This is a genomic window from Shouchella rhizosphaerae (assembly GCF_900142675.1).
Taxonomy (GTDB): Bacteria; Bacillota; Bacilli; order Bacillales; family Bacillaceae_D; genus Shouchella; species Shouchella rhizosphaerae.
Map to the genome: position 1 here is coordinate 379,327 of NZ_FRBS01000001.1, position 24,061 is coordinate 403,387.

General features: G+C 44.4%; 25 protein-coding genes, 5 tRNA genes and 1 other RNA gene. 24 read left to right on the forward strand and 7 right to left on the reverse strand.

Annotated features, from left to right (window positions below; genetic code table 11):
• The first annotated feature begins 85 nt into the window (after positions 1-85).
• Together BUC05_RS01905 and BUC05_RS01910 are read left to right on the forward strand one after the other, a co-directional pair.
• Positions 86-790, forward strand: a complete 705-nt coding sequence (locus tag BUC05_RS01905) for a tRNA (adenine(22)-N(1))-methyltransferase (protein WP_035203982.1) — start codon at positions 86-88, stop codon at positions 788-790.
• On the forward strand, positions 787-1,908 hold the full coding sequence (locus BUC05_RS01910) for a Nif3-like dinuclear metal center hexameric protein (protein ID WP_011246537.1): 1,122 nt from the start codon (positions 787-789) through the stop codon (positions 1,906-1,908). Before BUC05_RS01905 ends, BUC05_RS01910 begins: the two co-directional genes overlap by 4 nt.
• 50 nt (positions 1,909-1,958) lie before the next feature.
• Here BUC05_RS01910 and BUC05_RS01915 read toward each other — a convergent pair whose 3' ends face one another.
• The 3 genes from BUC05_RS01915 to vrrA all read right to left on the reverse strand — a co-directional run bounded on the left by BUC05_RS01915 (position 1,959) and on the right by vrrA (position 4,191).
• On the reverse strand, positions 1,959-2,903 hold the full coding sequence (locus tag BUC05_RS01915) for a 4-hydroxy-3-methylbut-2-enyl diphosphate reductase (RefSeq protein WP_011246538.1): 945 nt from the start codon (positions 2,901-2,903) through the stop codon (positions 1,959-1,961).
• A gap of 144 nt (positions 2,904-3,047) precedes the next feature.
• Complete coding sequence (locus BUC05_RS01920; RefSeq protein ID WP_035203984.1) at positions 3,048-3,539, reverse strand: CarD family transcriptional regulator; 492 nt, start codon at positions 3,537-3,539, stop codon at positions 3,048-3,050.
• Positions 3,540-3,645: 106 nt separating this feature from the next.
• Positions 3,646-4,191 carry a VrrA/YqfQ family protein gene (vrrA, locus tag BUC05_RS01925; protein ID WP_160162509.1) on the reverse strand — a complete coding sequence of 182 codons (546 nt, stop codon included), beginning with the start codon at positions 4,189-4,191 and terminating at the stop codon, positions 3,646-3,648.
• 248 nt (positions 4,192-4,439) lie between these two features.
• Here vrrA and BUC05_RS01930 point away from each other — a divergent pair, with 248 nt between their 5' ends.
• Both BUC05_RS01930 and BUC05_RS01935 read left to right on the forward strand, forming a co-directional pair.
• Positions 4,440-5,801, forward strand: a complete 1,362-nt coding sequence (locus tag BUC05_RS01930) for a DEAD/DEAH box helicase (RefSeq protein ID WP_011246541.1) — start codon at positions 4,440-4,442, stop codon at positions 5,799-5,801.
• A 16-nt stretch (positions 5,802-5,817) separates the two neighbouring features.
• Complete coding sequence (locus BUC05_RS01935) at positions 5,818-6,696, forward strand: deoxyribonuclease IV (RefSeq protein ID WP_011246542.1); 879 nt, start codon at positions 5,818-5,820, stop codon at positions 6,694-6,696.
• Between the two features lie 86 nt (positions 6,697-6,782).
• Here the strand turns inward: BUC05_RS01935 and BUC05_RS01940 are convergent, their stop codons facing one another.
• Positions 6,783-7,049, reverse strand: coding sequence for a DUF2624 domain-containing protein (locus BUC05_RS01940; RefSeq protein ID WP_011246543.1), 267 nt, complete (start codon positions 7,047-7,049; stop codon positions 6,783-6,785).
• A gap of 172 nt (positions 7,050-7,221) precedes the next feature.
• Here BUC05_RS01940 and BUC05_RS01945 point away from each other — a divergent pair, with 172 nt between their 5' ends.
• The 6 genes from BUC05_RS01945 to BUC05_RS01970 all read left to right on the forward strand — a co-directional run bounded on the left by BUC05_RS01945 (position 7,222) and on the right by BUC05_RS01970 (position 11,993).
• Positions 7,222-8,361, forward strand: a complete 1,140-nt coding sequence (locus BUC05_RS01945) for a sensor histidine kinase (RefSeq protein WP_011246544.1) — start codon at positions 7,222-7,224, stop codon at positions 8,359-8,361.
• Between the two features lie 237 nt (positions 8,362-8,598).
• Entirely contained in the window at positions 8,599-9,315 is a 717-nt protein-coding gene (locus BUC05_RS01950) for a lytic transglycosylase domain-containing protein (RefSeq protein ID WP_011246545.1), read from the forward strand.
• A 223-nt stretch (positions 9,316-9,538) separates the two neighbouring features.
• On the forward strand, positions 9,539-10,312 hold the full coding sequence (locus tag BUC05_RS01955) for a metal ABC transporter ATP-binding protein (RefSeq protein ID WP_011246546.1): 774 nt from the start codon (positions 9,539-9,541) through the stop codon (positions 10,310-10,312).
• Positions 10,305-11,180, forward strand: a complete 876-nt coding sequence (locus BUC05_RS01960) for a metal ABC transporter permease (RefSeq protein WP_011246547.1) — start codon at positions 10,305-10,307, stop codon at positions 11,178-11,180. The genes BUC05_RS01955 and BUC05_RS01960 overlap by 8 nt, the downstream gene beginning before the upstream one ends.
• A gap of 46 nt (positions 11,181-11,226) precedes the next feature.
• Positions 11,227-11,643 carry a Fur family transcriptional regulator gene (locus BUC05_RS01965; RefSeq protein ID WP_011246548.1) on the forward strand — a complete coding sequence of 139 codons (417 nt, stop codon included), beginning with the start codon at positions 11,227-11,229 and terminating at the stop codon, positions 11,641-11,643.
• A 125-nt stretch (positions 11,644-11,768) separates the two neighbouring features.
• Positions 11,769-11,993 carry a DUF1540 domain-containing protein gene (locus BUC05_RS01970; protein ID WP_011246549.1) on the forward strand — a complete coding sequence of 75 codons (225 nt, stop codon included), beginning with the start codon at positions 11,769-11,771 and terminating at the stop codon, positions 11,991-11,993.
• Between the two features lie 173 nt (positions 11,994-12,166).
• Here BUC05_RS01970 and BUC05_RS01975 read toward each other — a convergent pair whose 3' ends face one another.
• Positions 12,167-12,751, reverse strand: a complete 585-nt coding sequence (locus tag BUC05_RS01975; protein WP_011246550.1) for a 5' nucleotidase, NT5C type — start codon at positions 12,749-12,751, stop codon at positions 12,167-12,169.
• A 96-nt stretch (positions 12,752-12,847) separates the two neighbouring features.
• Here BUC05_RS01975 and BUC05_RS01980 point away from each other — a divergent pair, with 96 nt between their 5' ends.
• Positions 12,848-13,270: a DUF4190 domain-containing protein gene (locus BUC05_RS01980; RefSeq protein ID WP_011246551.1), complete on the forward strand. Its 423-nt coding sequence runs from the start codon at positions 12,848-12,850 to the stop codon at positions 13,268-13,270.
• A gap of 41 nt (positions 13,271-13,311) precedes the next feature.
• Here BUC05_RS01980 and ispG read toward each other — a convergent pair whose 3' ends face one another.
• Together ispG and BUC05_RS01990 are read right to left on the reverse strand one after the other, a co-directional pair.
• Positions 13,312-14,415 (reverse strand): flavodoxin-dependent (E)-4-hydroxy-3-methylbut-2-enyl-diphosphate synthase, encoded by a 1,104-nt coding sequence (gene ispG, locus BUC05_RS01985; RefSeq protein ID WP_011246552.1) that lies wholly within the window; start codon positions 14,413-14,415, stop codon positions 13,312-13,314.
• 99 nt (positions 14,416-14,514) lie between these two features.
• Positions 14,515-14,871, reverse strand: a complete 357-nt coding sequence (locus tag BUC05_RS01990; RefSeq protein ID WP_073304017.1) for a hypothetical protein — start codon at positions 14,869-14,871, stop codon at positions 14,515-14,517.
• 94 nt (positions 14,872-14,965) lie between these two features.
• On the opposite strand from BUC05_RS01990, the gene BUC05_RS01995 reads away from it, so the two are divergent.
• The 13 genes from BUC05_RS01995 (at position 14,966) to ssrS (ending at position 23,978) form a co-directional block, all read left to right on the forward strand.
• Positions 14,966-16,120, forward strand: a complete 1,155-nt coding sequence (locus tag BUC05_RS01995) for an MFS transporter (protein ID WP_011246554.1) — start codon at positions 14,966-14,968, stop codon at positions 16,118-16,120.
• A 105-nt stretch (positions 16,121-16,225) separates the two neighbouring features.
• Positions 16,226-17,110: a DUF1002 domain-containing protein gene (locus BUC05_RS02000; RefSeq protein ID WP_011246555.1), complete on the forward strand. Its 885-nt coding sequence runs from the start codon at positions 16,226-16,228 to the stop codon at positions 17,108-17,110.
• Positions 17,111-17,209: 99 nt separating this feature from the next.
• Entirely contained in the window at positions 17,210-17,881 is a 672-nt protein-coding gene (locus tag BUC05_RS02005; RefSeq protein ID WP_011246556.1) for an NfeD family protein, read from the forward strand.
• A 54-nt stretch (positions 17,882-17,935) separates the two neighbouring features.
• Positions 17,936-18,985 (forward strand): LLM class flavin-dependent oxidoreductase, encoded by a 1,050-nt coding sequence (locus BUC05_RS02010; RefSeq protein ID WP_011246557.1) that lies wholly within the window; start codon positions 17,936-17,938, stop codon positions 18,983-18,985.
• A 382-nt stretch (positions 18,986-19,367) separates the two neighbouring features.
• Positions 19,368-20,999, forward strand: a complete 1,632-nt coding sequence (locus BUC05_RS02015) for a Na/Pi cotransporter family protein (RefSeq protein ID WP_035203988.1) — start codon at positions 19,368-19,370, stop codon at positions 20,997-20,999.
• 112 nt (positions 21,000-21,111) lie between these two features.
• Positions 21,112-21,186, forward strand: a tRNA-Asn gene (locus BUC05_RS02020).
• 2 nt (positions 21,187-21,188) lie between these two features.
• Positions 21,189-21,265, forward strand: a tRNA-Met gene (locus BUC05_RS02025).
• A 30-nt stretch (positions 21,266-21,295) separates the two neighbouring features.
• Positions 21,296-21,371: transfer RNA gene (locus BUC05_RS02030), tRNA-His, on the forward strand.
• Positions 21,372-21,388: 17 nt separating this feature from the next.
• Positions 21,389-21,462 (forward strand) — tRNA-Ile (locus BUC05_RS02035).
• A 4-nt stretch (positions 21,463-21,466) separates the two neighbouring features.
• Positions 21,467-21,556, forward strand: a tRNA-Ser gene (locus tag BUC05_RS02040).
• Positions 21,557-21,725: 169 nt separating this feature from the next.
• Positions 21,726-22,334, forward strand: coding sequence for a superoxide dismutase SodA (sodA, locus tag BUC05_RS02045; RefSeq protein WP_011246559.1), 609 nt, complete (start codon positions 21,726-21,728; stop codon positions 22,332-22,334).
• Between the two features lie 119 nt (positions 22,335-22,453).
• Positions 22,454-23,746 carry an MFS transporter gene (locus BUC05_RS02050; protein ID WP_073304019.1) on the forward strand — a complete coding sequence of 431 codons (1,293 nt, stop codon included), beginning with the start codon at positions 22,454-22,456 and terminating at the stop codon, positions 23,744-23,746.
• A gap of 50 nt (positions 23,747-23,796) precedes the next feature.
• Positions 23,797-23,978, forward strand: a non-coding RNA gene (gene ssrS / locus BUC05_RS02055) — 6S RNA.
• The last annotated feature ends 83 nt before the right edge of the window (positions 23,979-24,061 follow it).

Consider the following 24,061-nt stretch of genomic DNA (forward strand, 5'->3'; position numbering starts at 1 on the left):
AACCTTGCTCTTTTTCCATTTCGCTTTAGCGTTCTTAGGAACGGTTAGAGATTTATTGCAATCCGTATACATTGGGGGTTCCAAAATGAATGACAAACAGCTATCCTTGCGCCTTGAGCGGGTAGCCTCTCACCTATACCATTTTAAGCGCATAGCAGACATCGGATCCGATCATGGGTACCTCCCTTGCTATCTGGCATTGCGGTGCCCCGGTTTGACTGCAATTGCCGGTGAGCTGAATGAAGGGCCGTATCAATCGGCCTGTGCGCAAGTGAGTCGCTCAGGTCTTTCTGATGCGGTAGAAGTCCGTAAAGGAAATGGCTTAGAAGTACTGAGAAGCGATGATAAGGTTGAAGCTATTGCGATTGCAGGTATGGGTGGGCCGTTAATTGCTTCGATCTTAGAAGAGGGCAAAACAAAGTTGCGAGGTGTTCAAACCCTTGTGCTTCAGCCCAATATCGCCGCCCATGCAGTGCGGGAGTGGCTTTCACATCACGAATTTTCGATTTCAGCCGAAGAAATCATAGAAGAAGACGGCAAAATATATGAAATTATTGTGGCGGTTCCAGAAAAAGGCACACCGTCTCTTACAGAAGCAGACTTGCTGCTTGGCCCGATTTTGCGGCGTGAAAAAGGGTCGGCTTTTCAAAAAAAGTGGCGCCGTGAACAACAAAGCTGGCTTCAAGTATTAGAGGAACTAAAAAAAGGGAAACAGACAAAGGAAATGAGCGACAAACAAAGAAAGCTTGAAAGAAAGTTGCAGCTTGTGAAGGAGGCATTGGGAGAATGAAAAACACGATTGCAGCAAATACGCTTATTCAATACTTTGAGTCGTTTGCCCCAAAGTCTTATGCGCTGGAAGGCGATAAAAACGGTTTAATGGTTGGGTCACTGAAAAAAAAGGTCAAAAAAGCAATGGTCGCCCTTGATGTACTGGAAAAAACGATCGATGAAGCGATTGAAAAGGACGTTGACTTTATCCTGGCCCACCATCCGTTGTTGTTCCATCCTCTTAAACAAATCGATGTAGACACGCCGATGGGGAGAATGATAAAAAAAGCAATTGAACATGAGATTACTATTTATGCTGCCCATACGAATCTTGATGTGGCCGAAGGGGGCGTTAATGATTTGCTTGCAGAACGCCTTCAAATCAAAGATAGCAATGTGCTGGCGCCGACCTATACAGAAACATTGCAAAAGCTCGTTGCTTTTGTTCCGGCTTCCCATGCGAAACAAATCCGTGAGGCCCTTGGCGCTGCTGGTGCTGGCCACATTGGCCACTATAGCCACTGTTCCTTTTCGGCGGAGGGAATTGGGCGTTTTCGTCCACAAGAAGGAACAAACCCTTATATTGGCACGATAGGGAAAGAAGAAGAAGTAGGCGAAGTACGCATTGAAACCATTGTACCTGCCAATAGGAGCGGCAAGGTCATTGCGGCTTTGGTTAAGGCGCATCCGTATGAGGAACCTGCCTACGACTTGTATCCACTTGATCAACCACAATTTCAACGAGGACTCGGTCGTATTGGAAAAGTGGAGGGCGACCATACGCTAGCCTCATATGTTGAATTTGTTAAACAGGCGCTAGGTGTAAAAACGGTCCGTGTTGTTGGTGAGTTGGATACGAAAATTAGAAAAGCCGCTGTGCTCGGAGGCGATGGCAATAAGTATGTGATGCAAGCCAAACGAGCTGGCGCAGACGTGCTCATCACTGGAGATTTGTATTACCACGTTGCTCAAGACGCATTAATGGCAGGCATGTGTGTCATTGATGCTGGCCATCATATCGAGGCGATTATGAAAGAAGGCGTTGCGGAGAAAATTGCAGCATTATTGAGCGAAAACGGCTACCACATTGATATATTCGCTTCTGCCCAGAGCACAGAGCCTTTTCAATTTTTATGAGAATAAAAAAACAAGCAAGCCGCGCTTTCGCGTCGCTTGCTTGTTGAACGTTATTTTTTGACACGCACTTTTGGAAGGATTTTCTCGATCGGCACTTTTTTCGCCGTGTCCCATGTCGATTCATCATTTGGGTCATAGTTCTCGATAAAGGTTATCACTTCTTTTGTAATTGGTGTCGGCGTTGACGCGCCTGACGTCACACCGACTTTCTTGGCTTCTTTGATCCACTCTAGCTTTAGTTCAGACAAATCGCCAATACGGTAAGCGGGTGTACCGGCAATTTGCTCGGAAACTTGCGCCAATCGGTTGGAATTGTTGCTTTTTGGATCGCCGACAACAATCACGATGTCACATTGAGAAGCTTGTTCCGCAACCGCCTCTTGGCGGACTTGCGTTGCTAAACAAATTTCATTGTGTACTTCTGCGTTTGGATAGAGCTCCATAGCGCGCTTCATAATATCGGCTACATCCCATTGGCTCATCGTCGTTTGGTTGGTAATAATAATGTCACGGTCATCCAATGTCAGCTGCTCCAGGTCTTCCATTGTCTCGACAAGGTGCACAGAGTCAGGAGCAACACCCATTGCCCCCTCTGGTTCAGGATGACCTTGTTTTCCGATGTAAATAAACTGATAGCCTTCTTCTGCTTTTTCCCGTATTAAATCATGTGTTCGCGTCACGTCCGGGCATGTCGCATCAATGCAAGTCAGTCCTTTTTCTTTAGCGAGGCGGCGAACTTCAGGAGATACACCGTGCGCTGTAAAAATGACCGTTCCATGAGTGACGTTTTTTAAAATTTCAAGGCGGTTCGGCCCGTCTAATGAAATAATGCCATCCTCTTTAAAAGCGTCCGTCACATGTTGATTATGAACAATTTGCCCCAATATATATAAAGGCCTTGGTAAGTCCAAGTTTTGCGCCGCTTGTCTCGCCATCACCATTGCATCCACTACGCCGTAACAGTATCCTCTTGGCGAAATTTTTAAAACGTCCATTTAATTAGAGGCCTCCTAAAAAAACGGGGCTGCTTACTTTCTGAAAAAGTGAGAGCCCTGTTTTGATGATTTCTCTTCTATTGTAATGGAGATCAATGAGCCTGACAATCAGGAAGCCTTATGATTTCGTCGAACAATAATGGCTTAATTAGCGGTATCGAGCAAATTGTTGTCAATAAATTCATAGGCCTGTTCTTCCGAAAAATCTTGGACGGCTACAAGTTCGCTGGCTAACACTTGCCGTGCTTTTTGCAAATGATGGCGATCTTGGATATGGAGTCCATTTGACCGTTCTGCCTGTTTTTTCGAGAGTGACGACACTAAATGAGCAGCGTCGATAATGCTGCCTGTCTTTAATAAATTTTCCGTATCTCGAGAAAATTGACTCGTTGAAGGCGGCGTATCAGGCCCGTTTTGCAATGCTTTTGCGACCTTTTCAAGATCAGAGGAGGGAATGACCTTTCGGAGCCCTGATTGCTCGATTCGAGACTCTGGAAGCATAAGCGTTATATCTACCAATGGGAAATGAAGGATGAAATACAAATGCGTCTCACCCAATACATCTTTCTCCTCCACCTCTTGGATCGTCCCTGCACCATGGTAGGGGTAAACAACTTTGTCGCCAACTTTAAACATGGACATTCCTCCAATCAAGTGATAGAAGTCAGTATACCACATTTAAAGATAAATTTCAAATTATACTACTGTGGGCAGAAACTTGTCAATAACCAAAATGAAATTTTTACACATAAAGTTTAGGCTTTGGAAGTTCATCTCCAGCAGGCTTCTTTCTTTTTGTGACAATCACCGCTGTGTCTAAAGGTTTGGCTTGCGTTTCGACGTCAACTTGTCGTTCTGTTTCCTCACTGTCAGCAGAAGCGGTTTTTAGTTCGGCTGTTTCTTCACCGCCAGTCGATTGGGCTTCTGGCTCTATTGTTTCTTCCGTGCCTGTTGGATCTTCATCTGCCGACTGAGAAGAAGAACGCAAAATCCGCCAAAGCGTCGGCGCATTTTTAATTAGTGGCCCGTACTGTTGGATCATCGGTGCGACTTGTTGGGTGATGCCTAACACACGTTGCGTATTATTCAGGATCGTGGTTAAGTTCATGCCACTACCGAACAACCTGCTGCCAGCTGTAAAGCTGCCAGCGCCAACACGAGAGGCGGCGCCGCCAAATAAGCGCGATAATAAACCACCGCCGACTCTTTGCGTCGCAAAGGAAGGCGCCACCTGCCCAGGAATGGTTGCCAGAGGCCGGGCGGCAGACTGGACCAATCTTGGTGCCATGCCTGACCCCATCATTGAGCTAGGCCCAAAAAAAGGATTGGGTGTTGCCGGGAACGGTTGCATCGGAAGGGAACTTGCAGGAGGGCCTAAAAAAGAGTGCATGTCAATTTTCCCCCATCTTTATATAGTCTCTTACCTGCAACCTATGCAGCAGTCGTATAAATCGTGTCTTTAAATGCAAATGGACGAATTACATGCCAGTGTGGTAAAATGAAGTATTGCAATCGAACGGAAAGTAGGAGTTAAAAATGAATGCTGAACATTTTAGCCGTTTAGGTTTAAACGAGCGACTGCTCAAAGGATTGAGCGCTATTGGCGTCAAGCGGCCAACTGAGATTCAGGAACGATTGATTCCAGCGATTTTAAATCGAAAAGATGTGATTGGCCAGTCGCAAACAGGGACAGGAAAAACATTTGCGTTTTTGCTGCCGATCATCGAACAGCTCGATATCGAGCAAAACGAGGTACAGGCAGTGATCACTGCTCCTACACGAGAACTTTGCGCCCAATTATTTGATGAGTTAAAAAAGCTGATTGTCTATTATGACGGGCAAGTTGATGCGCAGCTTTTCGTTGGCGGCACGGACAGAAAACGGCAAGCACAGCGGTTGTCCACTAAGCAACCGCACATTGTCATCGGCACGCCAGGCCGGATTGCTGACCTTGTCAATACATCTTCCTTGCTTGTATATACGGCTAAGACGCTTGTTGTTGACGAAGCGGATCAGATGCTTGATATGGGCTTTTTAGAAGACGTGGACAAGGTTGCCGGAAGGTTAGCCGAGGACCTGCAAATGCTTGTCTTTTCGGCAACCGTTCCTGAAAAGCTGCAACCATTTTTAAAAAAATATATGAATAACCCACGGCATGTTCATGTTCAACCAGAAAAGCTGGCGGCAGAGCGTGTTACCCACCAGCTTGTTCCAGTGCGCCACCGGGACAAGTTGACTGTGTTGAAAGAGACTATTCGCGGCTTAAACCCGTATTTGGCGATCATCTTTACCAATACAAAAGAGCAAGCCGACGAAGTGACAGCAGCTTTAGCTACTGAGGATATACTTGTTGATTGCCTCCATGGTGGCCTGGCACCGCGGGAACGCAAAAAAGTAATGAAACGGGTTGAGGATTTATCAATCCAGTATTTGGTTGCAACCGATTTGGCTGCGCGAGGCATTGACATTAAAGGCGTGACACACATCATCAATTACGCGTTTCCACAAGACTTGGATTTTTATGTCCATCGTGTCGGTCGGACAGCGCGGGCTGGCGCAGACGGCATTGCCTTGTCGCTGTATGAGCAAAGTGATGAAGCGGCGTGTGCGAAGCTTGCCAGTCGGGGGATTGTTTTTTCATTTGTGGAATTCAAAGATGGTGAATGGACAGAGCTCGTTAAGCCTCCTGTGGGAGCGGGTCGGATCAATCGAAAGCAACCAACAGACAAAGGGAAAGCTACTGTTGAAAAGCAAACAGGTAATCGGCCCATTCGGACCGGCGGCAAGGCAAAAGCTAGGCCTAAAAAAGTAAAGCCTGGGTATAAACAAAAAGCGAAAGCCGCTATTGCCAAACAGAAAAAACGGGAGAGACGCTTAAACGCGCGTAAAGAGAAATAATACGGAGGGAGATTTCATGTCATTGTTAATTGGTTCCCATGTGTCGATGAGCGGAAAGAAAATGTTGCTGCAATCGAGTGAGGAAGCAGCCTCTTACGGTGCAACGACATTCATGATTTATACAGGGGCGCCTCAAAATACACGGCGCAAAGCGATTGAGGATTTAAACATTGAAGCGGGGAAAGCCCATATGGCGGAGCATGGCCTATCAAACATTGTCGTCCATGCTCCATATATCATCAATATTGGCAATACGCAAAAGCCAGAAACCTTTCGCCTCGGCGTTGATTTTTTGCGATCTGAAATCGAACGCACTGAAGCGATAGGTGCAAAACAGATTGTACTTCATCCAGGTGCTCATGTAGGTGCAGGGGCAGAGGAAGGCATTAAAAAGATCATTGAAGGTTTAAACGAAGTTCTTACTGAAAAGCGCGATGTACAAATCGCTCTTGAGACGATGGCTGGGAAGGGGTCTGAGTGCGGCTGTACGTTTGAGGAACTTGCTAAAATTATAGACGGCGTTACGCACAATGAGCGTTTATCGGTTTGTTTCGATACATGCCATACGCACGATGCAGGCTATGATATTGTCAATGATTTTGACGGCGTGCTTGATGAATTTGACCGGATCATCGGAGCAGAACGGATTAAAGTCGTCCATATCAATGATTCTAAAAATGAACGCAGTGCTCGGAAAGACCGCCATGAAAACATTGGCCATGGCCATATTGGCCTTAAAGCGCTTGATTATATTGTCCATCATGACCAATTTAAAGACATTCCTAAAATTCTAGAAACGCCTTTCATAGGCAAAGACAAGAAAGATAAAAGGCCTCCATACAAACATGAAATTGCGTTGTTGCGCCGGGAGTTGCTAGAACCTATTGAAAAATAAAGTTCCCAACACAAAGATTTTTTAATAGGCGGTGTGGCCAAAATGTTTCAAGCTCACGTTCTTATATAAGACGTGAGCTTTTTGTGTTAATCCAAATAATGTTGAAATTGCTCAAACAATTCGTCGACAACACCGGCAATATACGGGTCTGTTTCCGTTCGCAGCCTCTCTAAAATTTGGTCGATTTGTGATCGGTTTCCGATGTCGATCCGTTGTGCCTTTATGATTTTGAAAATTGCTTTTGTTTGTGCTGGCGTTACTTGGTAACCATGTTTGTGCGCTAATTGAATAAATTCGGATTCAGTAATCGAATTGATTTTTTGGTTAATGAGCTGCTGCATAATGATATTCACTGTGCAAAACCGCCCCCTTTATAAAGAAAGTCTTGTTACTATATGATCGGGAATTTTAATTAGAACAAAAACAGGAAAAAACGCCATTATCTCGAATAAGAATAGAGTAGCGGGGAATGTTTACGGCCATGGTTGTTAGATAAGGATCACTACTGAAGAAGGATGTGCAAGGATGTGCAAGCTTTCCCAAAATCAAAAAGCAGCCCCTATAGGGAGTAACCAAGTGCGGCAAATGGCAAAAAGCGTAGATGTACACGATGACCATTTACTTTACATAAAAGAACCGCCTGACGTCGCACATTCAATGTTTTCTTTTATTAAAGCAATGGATATTCCTTACTTAAAGGTAGACGAGTGCTTTCGACAGCTCCACTGGAGCGAATCCTTTGTTCATCTCACCGATTTGGCAGAAAAAGACCTTGAAGAACAAACACTGGCAGAGTTAGGCGTTTCTGATCATTTGCTGCATTTTATTAATGAACAATTAAGCATCTCAGTCGGGCGAGGCAACCAGATTGTTAAAAACTGTTATGAAGATGACGATGCGACAATCAAAGTGACTGTATTTCCTGAGAGAGGGACGTATGCTTTTGTGTACTATGTGCTTTTAGAAGATTTGACGGTGAAACGGAAATTCGAGGAATTAGTCACATTTCAACATCAAATGCAAGCAGTATCGCATATTGCTGCCAGTGTCGCCCACGAGCTCCGGAACCCGTTGTCTGTCATTAAGGGTTTTTTGCAATTATCCCATTTGACGAGCGATTTTCAGAAGTATTACAATACGATTATTTCAGAGCTAAACCGTATGAATGTCATTATTGAAGATTTTCTATCGGTTTCACGCAAAAAGAACGACCGTAAATGGCAATCGCCAGCACAGTTGCTCCAATCACTTGCTGAACTGATGCGGGCAGAATGCTCTCTGCACAGTGTTGAATTTCAACTTGACATTGAAGAAACGTTTGCGATATGCCATGTAAACGAATCGATGTTTAAGCAAGTTATGCTTAATTTGTTGCGCAATTCAATTGAAGCTTATGAAGAGCAGTCAACTGGACGGCGGCTGGAAATAAGAAGCAGGGAAGTTGGCGAGCAAGTCGTTATTGAGCTGATCGATAATGGCAAAGGCATGCCTGATACTGTTTTAAGCCAACTTGGAAAACCATTTTTTACGACAAAAGAAAAAGGCACGGGCGTCGGTATCCCGTTATGCAAAAAGATTATTGAAGACCATGGAGGCACATTTGATATTCAGAGTGAAGCCAATGTTGGGACGCGAATTGAGATGATATTGCCATTATTAGTTTGAAAAGGATATTTATTGGTTTTGTTCCAATCATTTTTCGAGCCTGAATGAGCCTTTTATTGGCGCGGATCAAGTGAAATAAGGCAGCAATTCGCCCTTTGAGAGAGTATTGTGGAGGAAATGCAAGGTTTTTAATTGATTTTTAGGTATTTGCCGCTTCTAGCCACTGTTTGTCTCCTTGTTCCTGATGGCGCAATCGCTTATGCTTTCAGCGTTCAAAGAACAAAGGAGTGAGACAGTGTGAAGCGAACAATGAAAGTACTGTTGGCAGCTGCTTTAGCGGCTTTAGTTGGTGGCGCCTTTTTACTTATACATGATTACCGCGAAACAAACAAGGAGCTGGCCAAGGAAAATGAGGAAATGAGACAGCTTTTTGGCTCGATGGAAGAGGAGTTGCAAGAAACAGGTGCTGTTGCCGAAGAATTGTCATTTGAAGACAATCATCAAGTCTGGTCCGAAGCAATGAAGCTTGCGGATGAATTATATGAAGACAGCGATGGCCATTTTAAAAAAGAGTGGGGGATGTATTTAGCTCATTTAGCAGAACAAAAGCAAATGAATCCCTACCTTGTGTATGAATTGCTCAAAGTTGAGAGCGGAGAACAGTTTGATACAAATGCGGTCGGTCCAAAGACAAAATATGGTCATGCTTATGGAATGGCGCAGTTTATGACTAATACGGCTCCGTGGATTGCTGAAATGGCTGGCGTAGAATATCGCCAAGAACTGCTTTTTGATCCATTCTACGCGATTCAGCTTTCCGTTGAATATTTGGATTTTCTTTATGATCAATATGGCGATTGGGATAAAGCATTGACTGCTTATAACCGCGGCATGGGTGGTTTAGAATCGTATATCAATGAAAACGGCGATGCAAAAAGCAGTTACGCGGTAAAGATCCAAACGGCAGCAGAACGACATGGAGCACCTGCCGTCGTTTACGCAGGCGATGAGTAACAAGCAACATGAGTCGAATGGAAAGGACGAAAAACGTATGTATCGGGCACACGAGCGGGAAAACAACGACGTATCGAGCGTTTGTCTACAGTCTTAGAGCGCCTAGCGCTCTTTTTTTAATGGTCCAACCGATTGTTTTTTTCTCTAGACATTTAAAAAATAATCGTTATAATAGGAGAAGGATTAAATCGGAAGCATTCTGAATAAGTAGGACGGTGAAAACATGGACCGCTATGCTCCGCTGGCAGAGTTAAAAAACGTATCATTTCATTACGGGAAGCGTCCCGTTTTAAGCAATATTTCGTTAACAATTGAAAAAGGCGCCTTTTTAGGGATTGTCGGTCCCAATGGGTCAGGGAAATCAACGCTAGTAAAATTGCTTCTTGGGCTTCTGCGCCCAGATGAAGGCAGCATTTCTTTATTCAATCAACCACAAGACAAGTTTAAACAATGGGATAAAATCGGCTATGTTTCCCAAAAAGCAAATAGCTTTTCTAGCGGCTTCCCGGCGACTGTTTTTGAAGTAGTGTCAATGGGATTGTACGCCAAAGTCGGGTTGTTTCGCTTTTTGCGCAAACAGGATAAAGACAAAATTAATGAGGCCATTCGCCAAGTAGGCATGTCAGAGTATATGCATGAAAACATCGGTGAATTGTCAGGGGGCCAACAACAACGCGTCTTTATTGCGAGAGCCCTTGTGAGCGACCCAGAACTCCTTATTTTAGATGAGCCGACCGTTGGGGTCGATGCCAAAAGTGTTAGTGATTTTTATGGGTTATTAAGAAAGCTGCATAAAGAAGACGGGAAAACATTGCTGTTGATTTCCCATGATATTGGAGCAATGACGCAATACGTAAACGAAGTTGCCTGCTTAAATAAAACAATCCATTTTCATGGGACGTCAGATGAATTTGTTGCCAAAAACGATAAACTTGAATTTTATGGGCATGACGTTCAACTTCTAACCCATAACCATGAAGGAGTTGCCCATGTTTAGCGCGTTCTTGACTTATGATTTTTTACGATATGCTTTTTTTACAGGGATGCTCATCGGTGTGTTAGCCCCACTTCTAGGAGTATTTCTAGTGGTCAGGCGGATGTCGCTCATCGCTGACGCTCTATCACATATCACCCTTTCAGGAATTACATTTAGCTTATTGCTTGGCAGTTACTTTCCGTTTATGAGCGGGGCGAACCCTCTTTACTTAGGAATGGCATTTTCTGTAGGCGGGTCCCTTTTTATTGAGAAACTTCGCCAAGTATACGTCCATTACAAAGAAATCGCGATTCCAATTATCATGTCTGCTGGGATTGGTCTTGGGGTTATTTTTATTTCTTTGGCCAATGGCTTTAACAATGACTTGCTCAATTATTTGTTTGGTTCAGTCATTGCCGTCAATCGCAGTGACTTTATTACGATCACGATCATAACGGTTGTCGTTTTTGTTGTGCTGATCCTTTTTTATAAAGAATTGTTCTTTTTGTCGTTTGATGAGGAGCAAGCAATTGTTTCAGGAATTAACCGGCACCTGGTCCATCTCGTGTTTATGGTAATGGTTGCCCTTGTGATTGCCGCTTCGATGCGGGTTGTGGGGATTCTGCTTGTTTCCTCGCTTATGACACTGCCTGTTGCGAGCGCCATGCGTTTTGCTAAAGGGTTTAAACAATTGTTTGTGTTTGCTGTTGCCTTTGGCGAAATGGCCGTGATTGGCGGTTTAATTGCTGCTTACCAACTGCAAATAGCACCAGGTGGGGCGATTGTCATGATTGCTGTCATCATTTTGCTTTTGTCACTAGCATTTGGGCGAAATCGCAAAAAAGGCTTATTCTTATTCGGTAGGGGAAACACACCTAGTCAAGCTTAAAAAAATCCGTTAAACTAAAAGAAAGTCTAAAAAGAGGGTCGATTGCATGGATGTATCAACTGCACTTAATCGTCTAAAAGAAGAAGGGTATAAGTATACGGGCAAGCGGGAAGAGATGCTAAAGCTGTTTGCGGCTAACTCCCGTTATTTAAGTGCACGAGGGGTGTTGGAAGCAATGCAAGACCGCTATCCAGGACTAAGTTTCGATACCATTTATCGGAACCTCTCCCTTTTTGCTGAGATTGGTTTGTTGGAAACGACAGAGCTGGACGGGGAAAAACGTTTTCGATTCAGTTGCGAAACGTCGGACCATCATCACCATCTTATCTGCTTAGAGTGTGGGAAAACAGAGCATTTTCACAATTGCCCAATGGACGAGTCGCTTGCAAAACGATTTCCCCATTTCCATGTTACTGGACATAAATTTGAAATATACGGCATGTGCGAACAATGCCAGCAGTAAAAGCTTAAGGGAGAGCCCTTAAGCTTTTTTACGTTTGGGAGGAAAGTCGTTTAAGAAATAGGCAAGCGTTGCCATGTATTCCGGCTTGTTTTAGCGCGAAAGCTAAGAGCAGGAGGGGATAATCAATGAGTCCAATTGTCCATTGCCGAGTATCTAACTGCACCTTTTGGGCAGAGGGAAACAAATGCGGCGCTGAAGAAATTCTTGTGGAAACCGATCCTTACGCAGCAGACTATGATATCGAGGCAAGTAGTGAATGGCATGCCGATGCAAAAGAGGACGTACACGAACATGCCGAACAAAGCGCAGAGACGTGTTGCCAAACCTTCAAACCAAAAAAAGAACACTAAGGCTTACCAACTAAGTCAATAACCGCTCAAACGCTTGTCAGACGAGGAGTGCGGCCGAGGGAAGATGCGAATAGAACGGGGGTTCATGAGCAGCGGTTTTCTTGCGCATGAAACGACCGTTTCAAAGCATATGAGTGACTACAGTCTGAGGGGCTTGCCAAGCAAGCCCCCTTTTATATAGGAAACGCCTCCCCGCTTTTAAGCCAGCGTTCCATCCAATGATATGCTTCTTGCCAGTTTCGCACGCGTACGACAGATTGTGGGGTTGGCATTTGGTTGTATGGCGTATCGAATAAGAGGACAGGAATCGCAAATTCTTCAGATATCATGACGGCATTATCATGTTTGTCTTCAAGAAAAACGTCAAGCTTTTGCGCTTTAACGGCCTCAAGTTTATCATGCTTGCCGACAAGTTCAATATGGTGATAAGGCACTTGGCGATTCGCGAACCAAGAGGTCGTAACGTCTGTTAAGTGTTTACGTCTGGCTGTGATGTAAATGAGCTCATGTTCTTTACTCCAATTTAGAAGGGCCTGTTTGGCACCATAAGCGAGCTCTGCTTCAGCATAGATTGTAGGTTCATTTATTTCCATCCAATCCCAAAATTCTTTGTCTGAAATGCGAAGGATTTTAGTCAAGTCGTATTCAGACAAATCAGCTAGTGTGAATTTCTTATTAAAATCTTTATTTAAATAAGGGACAAACGTAGCTGGGTCTGTAATCGTACCGTCAATATCGAGTCCAATCCGTTTTTTCATTACAATTACACCTCTTTTAGTAATACTTGGCAGCATGTATCGTTTCCTTTTACGGCAAACTAACGACAATCTTCATAAGAAAGCGGGGGAAGCATTTTGGCAGAAAACAAACAGAAAGAAACGGTTAAACTAGTCGATGAAAATGATCCGTCGCTAACCTTTTTAAATACGCATGTGGATGGTCATGATGGCGAAGAAGGCTCAGACTACTTGCTGGACAATCAGGATGAAAACCGTTTTAACGAGGAAACGGCAAGTGAATTTTCGGCGGACGAAAGGTTGCGAGAACAAGATACAGAAGAAGAGACAGACCGAACAGATGCGGGGAAAGGGATAGGTACGTTAGCGCTCGTCCTCTCGCTTACTTCCTTGTTTCTTGTCCCATTATTGTTAGGGACAGCCGGCATTATTTGCGGCGCTGTTGCCATTTCAAGAGGGGCAAGAGGGTTAGGCATTTGGGCCACCGCAATCGGCATTGTTTCTGTTCTCTCTACGCTTATCTTTTCACCCTTTTTTTAAACGAAAAAGCCGGCTCGGACCCGAGTCGGCTTTTAAATGGTTTAATTCGGCTGAGCTTCGCGTTGTTTTGCATAATGCTCTTCTGCAAGTTTATCGATTTCTTTCTTTAGCTCTTCCACCATTGTTTCTTCTGGAACTTTACGGACAATCTCGCCTTTCATGAACAAAAGTCCTTCGCCCCGTGCTCCGGCAATGCCGATATCTGCTTCTCGGGCTTCGCCTGGGCCATTTACGGCGCAACCGAGAACAGCGACTTTGATCGGTGCTTTAATTTTTGAAATGTATTCTTCCACTTCGTTGGCAATGCTAATCAAATCAATCTCAATCCGGCCGCACGTCGGGCAGGAGATGAGTGTCGCTGCATTAGCAGCTAGGCCAAACGATTTCAAAAGTTCACGTGCCACTTTTACTTCTTCAACCGGATCAGCCGACAGCGATATCCGCAATGTGTTGCCAATACCCATATGCAGAAGAGCACCAATTCCAGCTGCGCTTTTGACCGTCCCGGCAAAAAGCGTGCCTGATTCAGTAATGCCTAGATGGAGCGGGTAGTCGAATGCTCTGCTCGCTTTGTCATAAGCTTCGATTGCTAAACGCACATCCGAGGCTTTCATCGATACGATAATATCGTAAAAATCGAGTTCTTCTAAAATACGGATATGGTGCAATGCACTTTCGACCATCGCGTCAGCAGTTGGATAGCCGTATTTCTCAAGCAAATGGCGTTCCAACGAGCCGGCGTTGACGCCAATACGGATCGGAATGCCTTTTTCTTTTGCTGCCTTTACGACTGCTTCTACATTTTCGCGCTTGCCGATGTTGCCAGGGTTGATACGGATTTTGTCAGCGCCGCCTTCAATTGCTTTAAGCGCAAACTTGTAGTTAAAATGAATATCAACGACAAGGGGGATATTGATGCGTTTTTTTATTTCAGAGATTGCTTCTGCAGCTCGCATATCTGGACAAGCTACACGTACAATCTGGCAGCCCGCTTCTTCTAATCGATTAATTTCCGCAACAGTCGCTTCGACATCATGCGTTTTTGTTGTCGTCATGCTTTGGATAATAATTTCATCATTTCCCCCTATTGTCAGGTTTCCTACCTTAACAGGGCGCGTATTTTTGCGGTGAACTCTCTCGGCCATAGACCTAATCGCTCCTTTGAGGGGCAGTTGTGCCCATCTTTTGTCTCCTATGGAGTCTGTTCTATTCTATCAATGATTAACTAGGGCTGGCAAGGATATTCACTCAGGTTCACCATCATACAAAGGAAATCGGTAACGGTGGCCGACTTGAAGCGCGTTTGGCTCCATTTGTTCATTTAATTCGCGGAAGTCTGCGATGATTGATTCGATTGGACGGTCGACTTGGCGGCCATGCAAATGTTCAACGACAGAGAGGACAGTTTGCCCTGGCTCAATAATCACTTCTTGATAGGGGAGGGATGGCTCATCCTCTCCTTGATCCTCTTTCACGTGAACGGCTAAAGAGGCAGGAGGCGTACTAGTCCCTTTCTCTTCTGCAAACGTACCGCCAGTTAAATCATGGTGTATGCCAAGAATAACAATAATCAAGACAATCCCGTAAAAGATCCGTTTCACAGCGCAGCCGCCTCCTTTTTGCATGAATGGCTTCAATATGTATAACCTATAGAATGGACGTTTGCTTAAAATCTATTCATTCGTGAGGGCTCTAATGAAAAAGAATGATTATTCAGGGCTGTTTTTACTTCCGACACTGATCGTCTTAGGGAATTCGATGTATGTGCCGCTTTTGCCCGTTATTCAACAAACATACGCATTTACACAAACGGAAAGCACGTGGTTTTTAAGCACTTTTACGCTCGCAGGTGTGGTGGCGATTCCATTTGCCCAACAATTGGCCCGGCGTACGAATATTCGCAAGGCTATGGTCATAAGCTGTTTTTTAGTCATGGTAGGGTCGCTTGTCAATGTATGGGCCCAAATGAATGAGGCTGCTACACTTTTATTTGCTGGACGGATAGTTTCCGGGATGGGAGCAGGTGGCGCAACTTCTCTTGCTTACACATATGCAGGCGCTTTTGCAAAAGGCAACGAAAAGTTGGTTCTCTTTGGGCGGCTTGAACTTAGCAATGGCATCGCAAAAGTAAGCAGTCCACTAATTGGGAGCTTGCTATTGTATTTGTCTTGGACACTAAGCCCATACCTGTTTCTCTTATTGGCTGTTGGCAGCATCTTTTTTGTCTGGCGCAATATTGCGCCGCTAAAGTGGGAAAATCCAAAAGTGGGACAACGCTCTTTCCGGCGCTATTTTTTCGTTGCCGCCTCTGAGTATATGTTAAGCCTTGTTCATTTGTTTTTATTATATGGTTTGTTTTTTTATGCTTCTTATTTATTCTCGCTATTTGGTTTTTCTCCTGCCGTTCGGGGTGTGCTGTTAGCGCTGCCGTTTTTGGCAATGGTGCTGTGCTCAGCGAATATTCGCTTTGTTGCCAACGTGGGTCAAACAGCAATACGTGGCGTACTGTTAAGTTTGCTGCTATGTTGCACACTTTTGCTGCTATTCTTTAGTGAGCAAGCAATTGTACTTTGTATCGTACTTTTGATTTGCGGCGGATGTACAGGGGTCGCCTTGCCCCTTGCAAGCAATGCCTTAGGGGAGAAGACGGCAGGGGCTGTCCGTGAACGTTTAATTGCATATCTGTCGATGGCAAGGTTTTTAAGCATTGCGGCAGCGCCGCTTTTTTATCAAATGTGGATAGGCAATGGCATGGTTGCACTTGGCAGCCTAGTTGCCGTTTTGGCGGCTTCCCTTATAATAGGAATATGCCTCCACAGGGAAAAAAACCAACATATCACACAAATTTAAGCAGCGAACCAGGACTTTAGACCCTTCTCGGATGAACAAAAAAGAGGTTACCTATTTGAGAGGGCTGTAAAAACAGCTGCCTCACGAACAGGAGTGATCAGTTTAATGAGAACAACATTAAAGAAAATAAGCATCGCTTTGACTGCGTTATTGCTTGTTATTTCCTTTATGCCAAAACTAGCGTTTGCAGACGCCGTCCCTGGTGATGTGATAGTCACCCTTGGACAAAACTTGTCTGAGGAGCAGAAGAAGGATGTTTTAAAACGGATGGAACTGCCTGATGAGTATGAAACCATTTATGTAACCAATGAAGAAGAGCACTTATACTTAGGTCAGTATATTAGCGCCAGCCAAATCGGCAATAAAGCCTTGTCTTCATCGAAAATAACAATTGCCCCTGCTGGCACTGGCATACAAGTGACTTCTGATCGAATTAGCTGGGTTTCGAATGAAATGTATGCCAATGCTTTAGTAACAGCTGGCGTACAAGACGCTGAAGTGTATGTCACAGCTCCGTTTGAAGTTTCAGGTACGGCTGCTCTAACTGGGTTGATTAAAGCATATGAGACAGCTGCTGACTTGGATATTCCAGAGGAACAAAAGACCGTTGCCAATGAGGAAATGATCCGAACAGCAGAGCTAGCTGAATCGATTGGCAGCGAAGAGGCCAATGAGTTAATTACCCGAGTGAAAGAAGAAATTGCTAGCACCGACATTAAAACAGAAGAGGAAATGCGAACGATTATTATTAAGCTTGCCGATGAAATTAACGTGACGCTATCGGATCAGGAAACGGATGAACTTACAGCATTATTTATGAAAATGAAAGATCTTGATATTGATTGGGATCACTTAAAGGATCAGCTATCGAAAGTAAGGGAGAACTTTGGCAATTTTGTCGAAAGCGAGGAGGCAAAATCATTCCTCGACAGTTTTATTGATGCAATGAAACGCTTTTTTGATTCCATTGCTGACCTATTTCGTTCATAATAAGAGAGGAGTGAGCTCCTCTCTTATTATTATGGGCATGAAACTTTTTGAAGGGCTGCACGTAGAAAAGGTATAAGTGATGATTGGGAGGTCGATTTTATGATTGATTGGCTCGATTCAGCTTCGATTGGATTTATCGTAGTTGCTTTTGGGACATTATTTTTAATTGGCGAATTGCTAGTTAGGGTAAGGGGTCTATTTGGCCTTCTCGGCATTGGGTTAATATGCATGTATTTTATTTACCATTTAAACGGGGACGTCGGCACTTGGGTAATTGTTTTTTATTTAATTGGCCTTGGACTCATTATCTTTGACGGCAACGTGACATCAGACGGAACAATTGCTGCGATTGGGGTTATACTAATGATCGTCGGCCTAGCGATCCCTGCCCCAGATTTCGTTTATGGCGTGCTTGTTTCATTTGCGACCGTAATCGGTGCCTTTGCGTCTCTTTTGTTCTTAAAAGTTTTTCCCCATCGGAATATGTGGGCGAAAATGACATTAAAAGACCAACTTTCTTCTGAAAAAGGCTATAACTCTATGAACGAAAGCTACAAAGAACTTGTTGGAAAAAAAGGAATAGCTTTGACTGACTTTCGTCCTACTGGAACCATTGACATTGAGGGGAACCCATACAGCGCAACAAGCGGGGGCCGTTGGATTAAAGCCGATACAGAAGTGGAAGTGGTTTCCGTCGACGGAACGAGGATTTTAGTCAAAGCCGTCGAAGTGGAGAATGAAGATGCAAATCAAAGTAAGGATCACCAGTAAAGGCGAAGCTTGTCTCACGGCAGCTAGGGGGAAAGTAAATATGGAGGAAAGACTATGGAATTAGGCATTAGTACCTTTGTAGAAACAACTCCGGATATAAAGACGGGGGAAACAATCAGCCATGCCCAACGACTCCGGGAAGTCGTTGAGGAAATAGTCCTTGCTGACAAGGTTGGACTCGATGTATTCGGCGTAGGAGAACATCATCGCCAAGATTATGCTGCTTCTTCCCCTGCTGTCGTATTGGCTGCGGCGGCTTCGCAAACAAAACGAATTAGGCTGACGAGTGCGGTGACTGTGCTTTCATCTGCTGACCCCGTACGCGTCTTCCAAGATTTCGCAACGCTTGACGGACTTTCAAATGGGCGGGCGGAAATAATGGCAGGCAGGGGCTCTTTCATTGAGTCGTTCCCGCTATTTGGCTATGACTTAAATGATTATGATGAGCTGTTTGAAGAGAAACTTGATTTGCTTTTGCAGCTGCAACAGTCAGAAAGGGTAACGTGGAGCGGCAAACATCGCCCTGCTATTCAAAATTTAGGTGTGTATCCACGGCCTGTACAAAATCCACTGCCTATATGGATTGGGAGCGGAGGCAATCAGGAATCTGTTATTCGCGCAGGGCTTCTCGGTCTCCCGCTTGTCCTCGCGATCATCGGTGGAAATCCACTCCAGTTTGCTCCTCTAGTGGAACTTTATTATAAAGCGGCTGAGCATGGGGGACATGACCCCTTAAAACTCCAAGTTGCCTCTCATTCACACGGGTTTATAGCCGAAGATGTGGTAACTGCTGCAGACACATTCTTTCCTTCTACCCAGCAGGCGATGAATACGCTTGCCCGGGAGAGAGGCTGGGGAGTATACACCCGCTCAAGCTTTGATGCTGCACGGAGCTTTGAGGGAGCTCTTTATGTCGGAGATCCTGAGACGGTGGCAAAAAAGATAATTCACCTGCGTAAATATGTAGGAATTACAAGATTTATGCTGCATGTGCCGGTCGGTTCGATGCCCCATGAAGATGTCATGAAGGCAATTGAACTTTTCGGAAAAGAAACGGCGCCACGTGTGAGGGAGGAAGTCTTCCGATGGGAAACGTCCCAATAAAGGCATACCCACGTCCAGTACATGGTTGATCAAAAGAGAGTGAGACCTGAAAGGCCAGTTGACTGAACTTGCTCTTATTCCGGTTTTTTATCATGCAATCACAGACGGTGTATCCTTTTCAAGTCAATAAATGAAACGTCAGCGCTGACCATGTGGCCAAGCAGCGGTTCATTTATTGGCTGTCTTTTTGTATAAGACTAAACAAATCACATATTATAACGACAAGTTAGGTGCCTATAGCCACTCATTTTTTCGTTTTGTAAAGAAAACATTAAGAAACGGTAAATATCATTTACAAATACTCAATAATTGTTTAATAATAGACACGGACCATAATGTTGAGGTTTGTCGAAAGACGCCCAAAAATGAGTTGGATGAAGGGATGAGATGCGTGGGAGAGTTTCAAACGTTGCTGTTTACGTTTCTTGGAGGAATAGGGATCTTTCTATTTGCCGTCAAGTATATGGGTGACGGACTCCAAAAGACAGCAGGAGACCGGTTGCGGGATTTGCTAGACAAATACACAACGAATCCTTTTATGGGTCTAATTTCGGGGATTGTCGTCACGATTTTACTGCAGAGCAGCACAGCGACAACGGTGTTGACGATCGGACTTGTTAATGCAGGCTTTATGCGGCTTAGGCAAGCGATTGCTGTTATAATGGGCGCAAATATTGGGACAACAACAACAGCCTTTATTATTGGACTAAATTTAAAAGAATACAGCTTGCCCATTATGGCAGTAGGGGCCTTTTTAATTTTCTTTTTCAAAAAGAAAAAAGTCAATCATATCGGTCAGATCGTGTTTGGGTTTGGCGGGCTTTTTTATGGTCTAGATCTTATGGGAAGTAGCTTGCGGCCGCTTAGCAATTGGGAACCATTTGTCGATTTCACCGTTAGGATGGGAGATAACCCATTTTTAGGAGTGATTGTAGGGGTGATTTTAGCTGTCGCCTTGCAAAGCTCGACTGCAGCAATCGGTCTGGTTCAGCAATTGTACGAGCAAGGAGCAATGGAACTACAAGCTGCGCTTCCCGTTTTAATTGGCGACAACATTGGTACTACCCTTACAGCTGTATTAGTTGCGATTGGTGCGACTGTAGGAGCACGAAGGGCTGCGCTCACCCATGTCGTGTTTAATGTCATTGGTGCGGTGTTAGTCATGATCGCGTTTCCTATTTTTGTAAACTTTATTGCTTTTTTAGGCGAACAATTCAATTTAGGCCCTTCCATGCAAATTGCATCAGCTCACGGTGTCTATAATGTCGCAAATGTGATCATTCAATTTCCGTGTATCGCTTTACTGGCCTATATCGTTACGAAGCTTGTTCCAGGAGATGAACTTGCTTTAGATTACAAACCAAAACATTTAGATCCGATCTTTATCGGAAACTCGCCAGCAATTGCTTTAGGACAAGCCAAACAAGAAATTATCCATATGGCCGATTACTCAAAAAAGGGATTAGAGCAAGCGATTCGCTATATGGAAACAGGCGAAAAGAAGGACGCCGAGTTGGCACTCCAGTATGAACAAGCGATTAACAATTTAGACCGCGAGATCACCGACTATTTGGTTAAAGTGTCGGCACGTTCCTTGTCGCCGACGGATTCCAATCTCCATTCAACGCTATTAAATGTTGTTAGGGATATTGAACGGATTGGCGATCATATGGAAAACATTGTTGAACTGAAAGATTATCAAAAAGCGAATAAAGTGAAAATGAGCGATATTGCCTTAAATGACTTAAACGAGATGTTCAAATTAACGTATTCGACATTAGAAGAAGCAATGGATTCCCTTGAACGGGATGACCTTGATAAAGCCCATGACGTTTTAAAACATGAAGATTTAATTGATAGCATGGAAAGAAAGCTAAGAAAACAACACATTAAACGGATAAATGAGGGCAAATGTTCTGGTTCGGCGGGGATTGTCTTTGTCGATATTATTAGTAATTTAGAACGAATTGGCGACCATTCGGTCAACATTGCCCAATCGGTAATTGGCGATTAGCCTATATAACGGCCGGAAGTAAAAGCCGGCCGTTTTTTCTTAAATAATCGTTGCATCAAAGAGAAAAACGTGGTAATATAATTTTTGTCCGAATGAGGAGTATGGAAGACGATCCACAGTAGCTCAGTGGTAGAGCTATCGGCTGTTAACCGATCGGTCGCAGGTTCGAATCCTGCCTGTGGAGCCATTGGCGGTGTAGCTCAGCTGGCTAGAGCGTACGGTTCATACCCGTGAGGTCGGGGGTTCGATCCCCTCCGCCGCTACCATATCTATACATAACGAATCAAGCTTTTATGGCGGTTGTGGCGAAGTGGTTAACGCACCGGATTGTGGTTCCGGCATTCGTGGGTTCGATTCCCATCAGCCGCCCCATTTTAAAACATACTTGCGGACCCTTAGCTCAGTTGGTTAGAGCAGTCGGCTCATAACCGATTGGTCGTAGGTTCGAGTCCTACAGGGTCCACTTTGGAGGAATACCCAAGTCTGGCTGAAGGGATCGGTCTTGAAAACCGACAGGCGGGTCACACCGCGCGGGGGTTCGAATCCCTCTTCCTCCGTTTTAAAAAAACGCCTAAATAAAAAGGCGTTTTTTTTATGTTTAATGATAAGGGAATAGGGAATAAAAAATAAATGAGAAAGCGCGAGCATTTTCTTTGCGGAGCGCTGTCTTTAATGGTAATCTAATTGAGAATCGAAGACTATTTGAAACTGAGGAGGAATTAAAACATGGCTTACAAACTACCAGAATTGCCTTATGCTGCAAATGCACTTGAGCCGCATATTGATGAGGCGACAATGAACATTCACCACGGCAAACACCACAATACGTATGTAACAAACTTAAATGCTGCATTGGAAGGGCATGCAGCCCTTGCAGAGAAGAGCATTGAAGACTTGGTGGCAAACTTGGATGCTGTTCCAGAAAACATTCGTACAGCGGTTCGCAACAATGGCGGAGGCCATGCAAACCACACATTTTTTTGGCAAATTTTAAGTCCAAATGGTGGCGGCGAGCCGACTGGTGCTCTAGCAGAAGATATTAAATCAACTTTCGGCAGCGTTGAAGAATTCAAAAACAAATTTGCAGACGCAGCAAAAGGGCGCTTTGGTTCAGGATGGGCTTGGCTAGTTGTCAACAACGGCAATTTAGAAATTACAAGCACGCCTAACCAAGATACACCTTTATCTGAAGGGAAAACGCCTATCCTCGGACTTGACGTCTGGGAACACGCTTACTACTTGAACTACCAAAACCGTCGCCCAGACTACATTGCAGCTTTCTGGAATGTCGTCAATTGGGACGAGGTTAGCAAACGTTACGAAGCAGCAAAATAAATACATGCCAACGAGCCGTGAAGCATTTCGCTTTGCGGCTTTTTCATTGGGCAAAGGCAGAAAAAACGTGCATAGCAGGCATTAAAACAGATCACACTACCGACTAAGGTGGTGAGGTCATGCAAAAGAAATTGGCAGATAAAGTGTTCGGCCATGTAGAAGCATCAAAAGATTTGAAATTGCTCCTTGTCATTGGCGGCCTTTATGCGCTAAGTGTGGCGCTTTCCAATACATTTGTAAATATATTCTTGTGGAAACAGTCTGGGAAATTTATGGACCTCGCTTTATACAATTTAATGTCTGTCATGTTGCAGCCACTCGCCTTTATCCTTGCAGGGAAGCTAACGAAGAGGATCGACCGTGTGTTTATTTTGCGCCTAGGCGTAAGCATTATGTCGCTTTTCTATATTACGGTGCTTCTAGCCGGGTCACATGCCGCCGATTATTTGCTTTTGCTTGGTGCGTTGCTTGGTGCTGGCGCTGGTTGTTATTGGCTTGCATTTAATGTGCTGACGTTCGAAGTAACAGAGCCCGATACACGCGACTTTTTTAACGGCTTTTTAGGGCTGCTAACCTCTTTTGCTGGGATGACCGGCCCATTGTTGGCTGGGTTTATCATTACGAGAATGACTGGTTACCGCGGCTATTTCCTCATTTTTGCCTGTTCGTTGACGCTATTTCTTATCGGTGTCATTTTAACAATGTGGCTTTCCAAACGGCATGCGAAAGGAAAGCTACAATTAGGGGAAGTGTTGAAAGAACGACGCCGAAACAAAGATTGGGCGAGAATACTTTGTGCCCATTTATTCCAAGGTTTTCGGGAAGGGACGTTTGCTTTTGTCATCGTCGTATGGGTATATGTGACAACTGGCAACGAGCTTGCTCTTGGCACATATGGGCTTGTCACTTCCAGTGTGCAGTTGGTGGTTTATTATTTAGCAGCTCGGCTGTTAAAGCGCGCTTTCCGAAAGCGGGCCATATTAGTAGGCGGTTGCATTTTATATGGAGCGATTTTCATCCTTCTGTTTCACTTAAGCTTTGCTAAACTCATCACGTATGGCGTGTTTATTTCCATCGCCTATCCATTGCTGCTCATCCCTTATATTTCGCTTACGTACGATGTAATTGGCCGTTCGTACAATGCAGCGGAATTGCGGGTTGAATACATCATCATCCGTGAATGTGTGCTAAATACAGGGAGAATATTATCGATTCTTTTATTTATTGCTGCGATTAGCTTGTTTCCAGAAAAACAGGCGATTCCGTCTGTATTGCTTCTTGTTGGTTCAGGTCATTTATGGATCTATTTTTTTGTGCGAAACATTCAGTTAAGCCCCCAAGATCCTGAGCCTAGCCATGTGCAATATGCAGGGGACCCAGACGGGGAAAATAGCGCTGGAGGCTCGGTGTAACTTTTTCTCGGCCTTTGACAGATTGTGTCGTCCATATTATAATAAACAAGAATTGCCTGCTATGTTCGTGTGCTTTTTTATGTTTCGAACCTTGAATGTAAAAAAGGGAGTTCTATATGATTGACTCTACGTCATGCCGACTGGTTCGGACTTCGGAACGTGAACTGCGAACACCCACCTGCGAGAGTAGGTTCATGAAACATTTACTGCTAACGGCACCCGCGGGTAAAGAGTAGAAAAGGCATCCGCTTGCCGGGTGTCTTTTTGTGTTGGGAATTTATAAGCTGTTAGGCGATACATAAATGATGATGGAGG

Bases quoted from the DNA above. Each gene is read 5' to 3' on its own strand.
- BUC05_RS01970 (WP_011246549.1), top strand. From the start codon at position 11,769: ATGAGTCCAATTGTCCATTGCCGAGTATCTAACTGCACCTTTTGGGCA.
- BUC05_RS01975 (WP_011246550.1), bottom strand. From the start codon at position 12,751: ATGAAAAAACGGATTGGACTCGATATTGACGGTACGATTACAGACCCA.
- BUC05_RS01930 (WP_011246541.1), top strand. From the start codon at position 4,440: ATGAATGCTGAACATTTTAGCCGTTTAGGTTTAAACGAGCGACTGCTC.
- ispG (WP_011246552.1), bottom strand. From the start codon at position 14,415: ATGGCCGAGAGAGTTCACCGCAAAAATACGCGCCCTGTTAAGGTAGGA.
- BUC05_RS01910 (WP_011246537.1), top strand. From the start codon at position 787: ATGAAAAACACGATTGCAGCAAATACGCTTATTCAATACTTTGAGTCG.
- BUC05_RS01915 (WP_011246538.1), bottom strand. From the start codon at position 2,903: ATGGACGTTTTAAAAATTTCGCCAAGAGGATACTGTTACGGCGTAGTG.
- BUC05_RS01920 (WP_035203984.1), bottom strand. From the start codon at position 3,539: ATGTTTAAAGTTGGCGACAAAGTTGTTTACCCCTACCATGGTGCAGGG.
- BUC05_RS02015 (WP_035203988.1), top strand. From the start codon at position 19,368: ATGAGATGCGTGGGAGAGTTTCAAACGTTGCTGTTTACGTTTCTTGGA.
- BUC05_RS02005 (WP_011246556.1), top strand. From the start codon at position 17,210: ATGATTGATTGGCTCGATTCAGCTTCGATTGGATTTATCGTAGTTGCT.
- BUC05_RS01935 (WP_011246542.1), top strand. From the start codon at position 5,818: ATGTCATTGTTAATTGGTTCCCATGTGTCGATGAGCGGAAAGAAAATG.
- BUC05_RS02010 (WP_011246557.1), top strand. From the start codon at position 17,936: ATGGAATTAGGCATTAGTACCTTTGTAGAAACAACTCCGGATATAAAG.
- sodA (WP_011246559.1), top strand. From the start codon at position 21,726: ATGGCTTACAAACTACCAGAATTGCCTTATGCTGCAAATGCACTTGAG.
- BUC05_RS01945 (WP_011246544.1), top strand. From the start codon at position 7,222: ATGTGCAAGCTTTCCCAAAATCAAAAAGCAGCCCCTATAGGGAGTAAC.
- BUC05_RS01965 (WP_011246548.1), top strand. From the start codon at position 11,227: ATGGATGTATCAACTGCACTTAATCGTCTAAAAGAAGAAGGGTATAAG.
- BUC05_RS01955 (WP_011246546.1), top strand. From the start codon at position 9,539: ATGGACCGCTATGCTCCGCTGGCAGAGTTAAAAAACGTATCATTTCAT.
- BUC05_RS01960 (WP_011246547.1), top strand. From the start codon at position 10,305: ATGTTTAGCGCGTTCTTGACTTATGATTTTTTACGATATGCTTTTTTT.
- vrrA (WP_160162509.1), bottom strand. From the start codon at position 4,191: ATGGCACCAAGATTGGTCCAGTCTGCCGCCCGGCCTCTGGCAACCATT.
- BUC05_RS01905 (WP_035203982.1), top strand. From the start codon at position 86: ATGAATGACAAACAGCTATCCTTGCGCCTTGAGCGGGTAGCCTCTCAC.
- BUC05_RS02000 (WP_011246555.1), top strand. From the start codon at position 16,226: ATGAGAACAACATTAAAGAAAATAAGCATCGCTTTGACTGCGTTATTG.
- BUC05_RS01995 (WP_011246554.1), top strand. From the start codon at position 14,966: ATGAAAAAGAATGATTATTCAGGGCTGTTTTTACTTCCGACACTGATC.
- BUC05_RS02050 (WP_073304019.1), top strand. From the start codon at position 22,454: ATGCAAAAGAAATTGGCAGATAAAGTGTTCGGCCATGTAGAAGCATCA.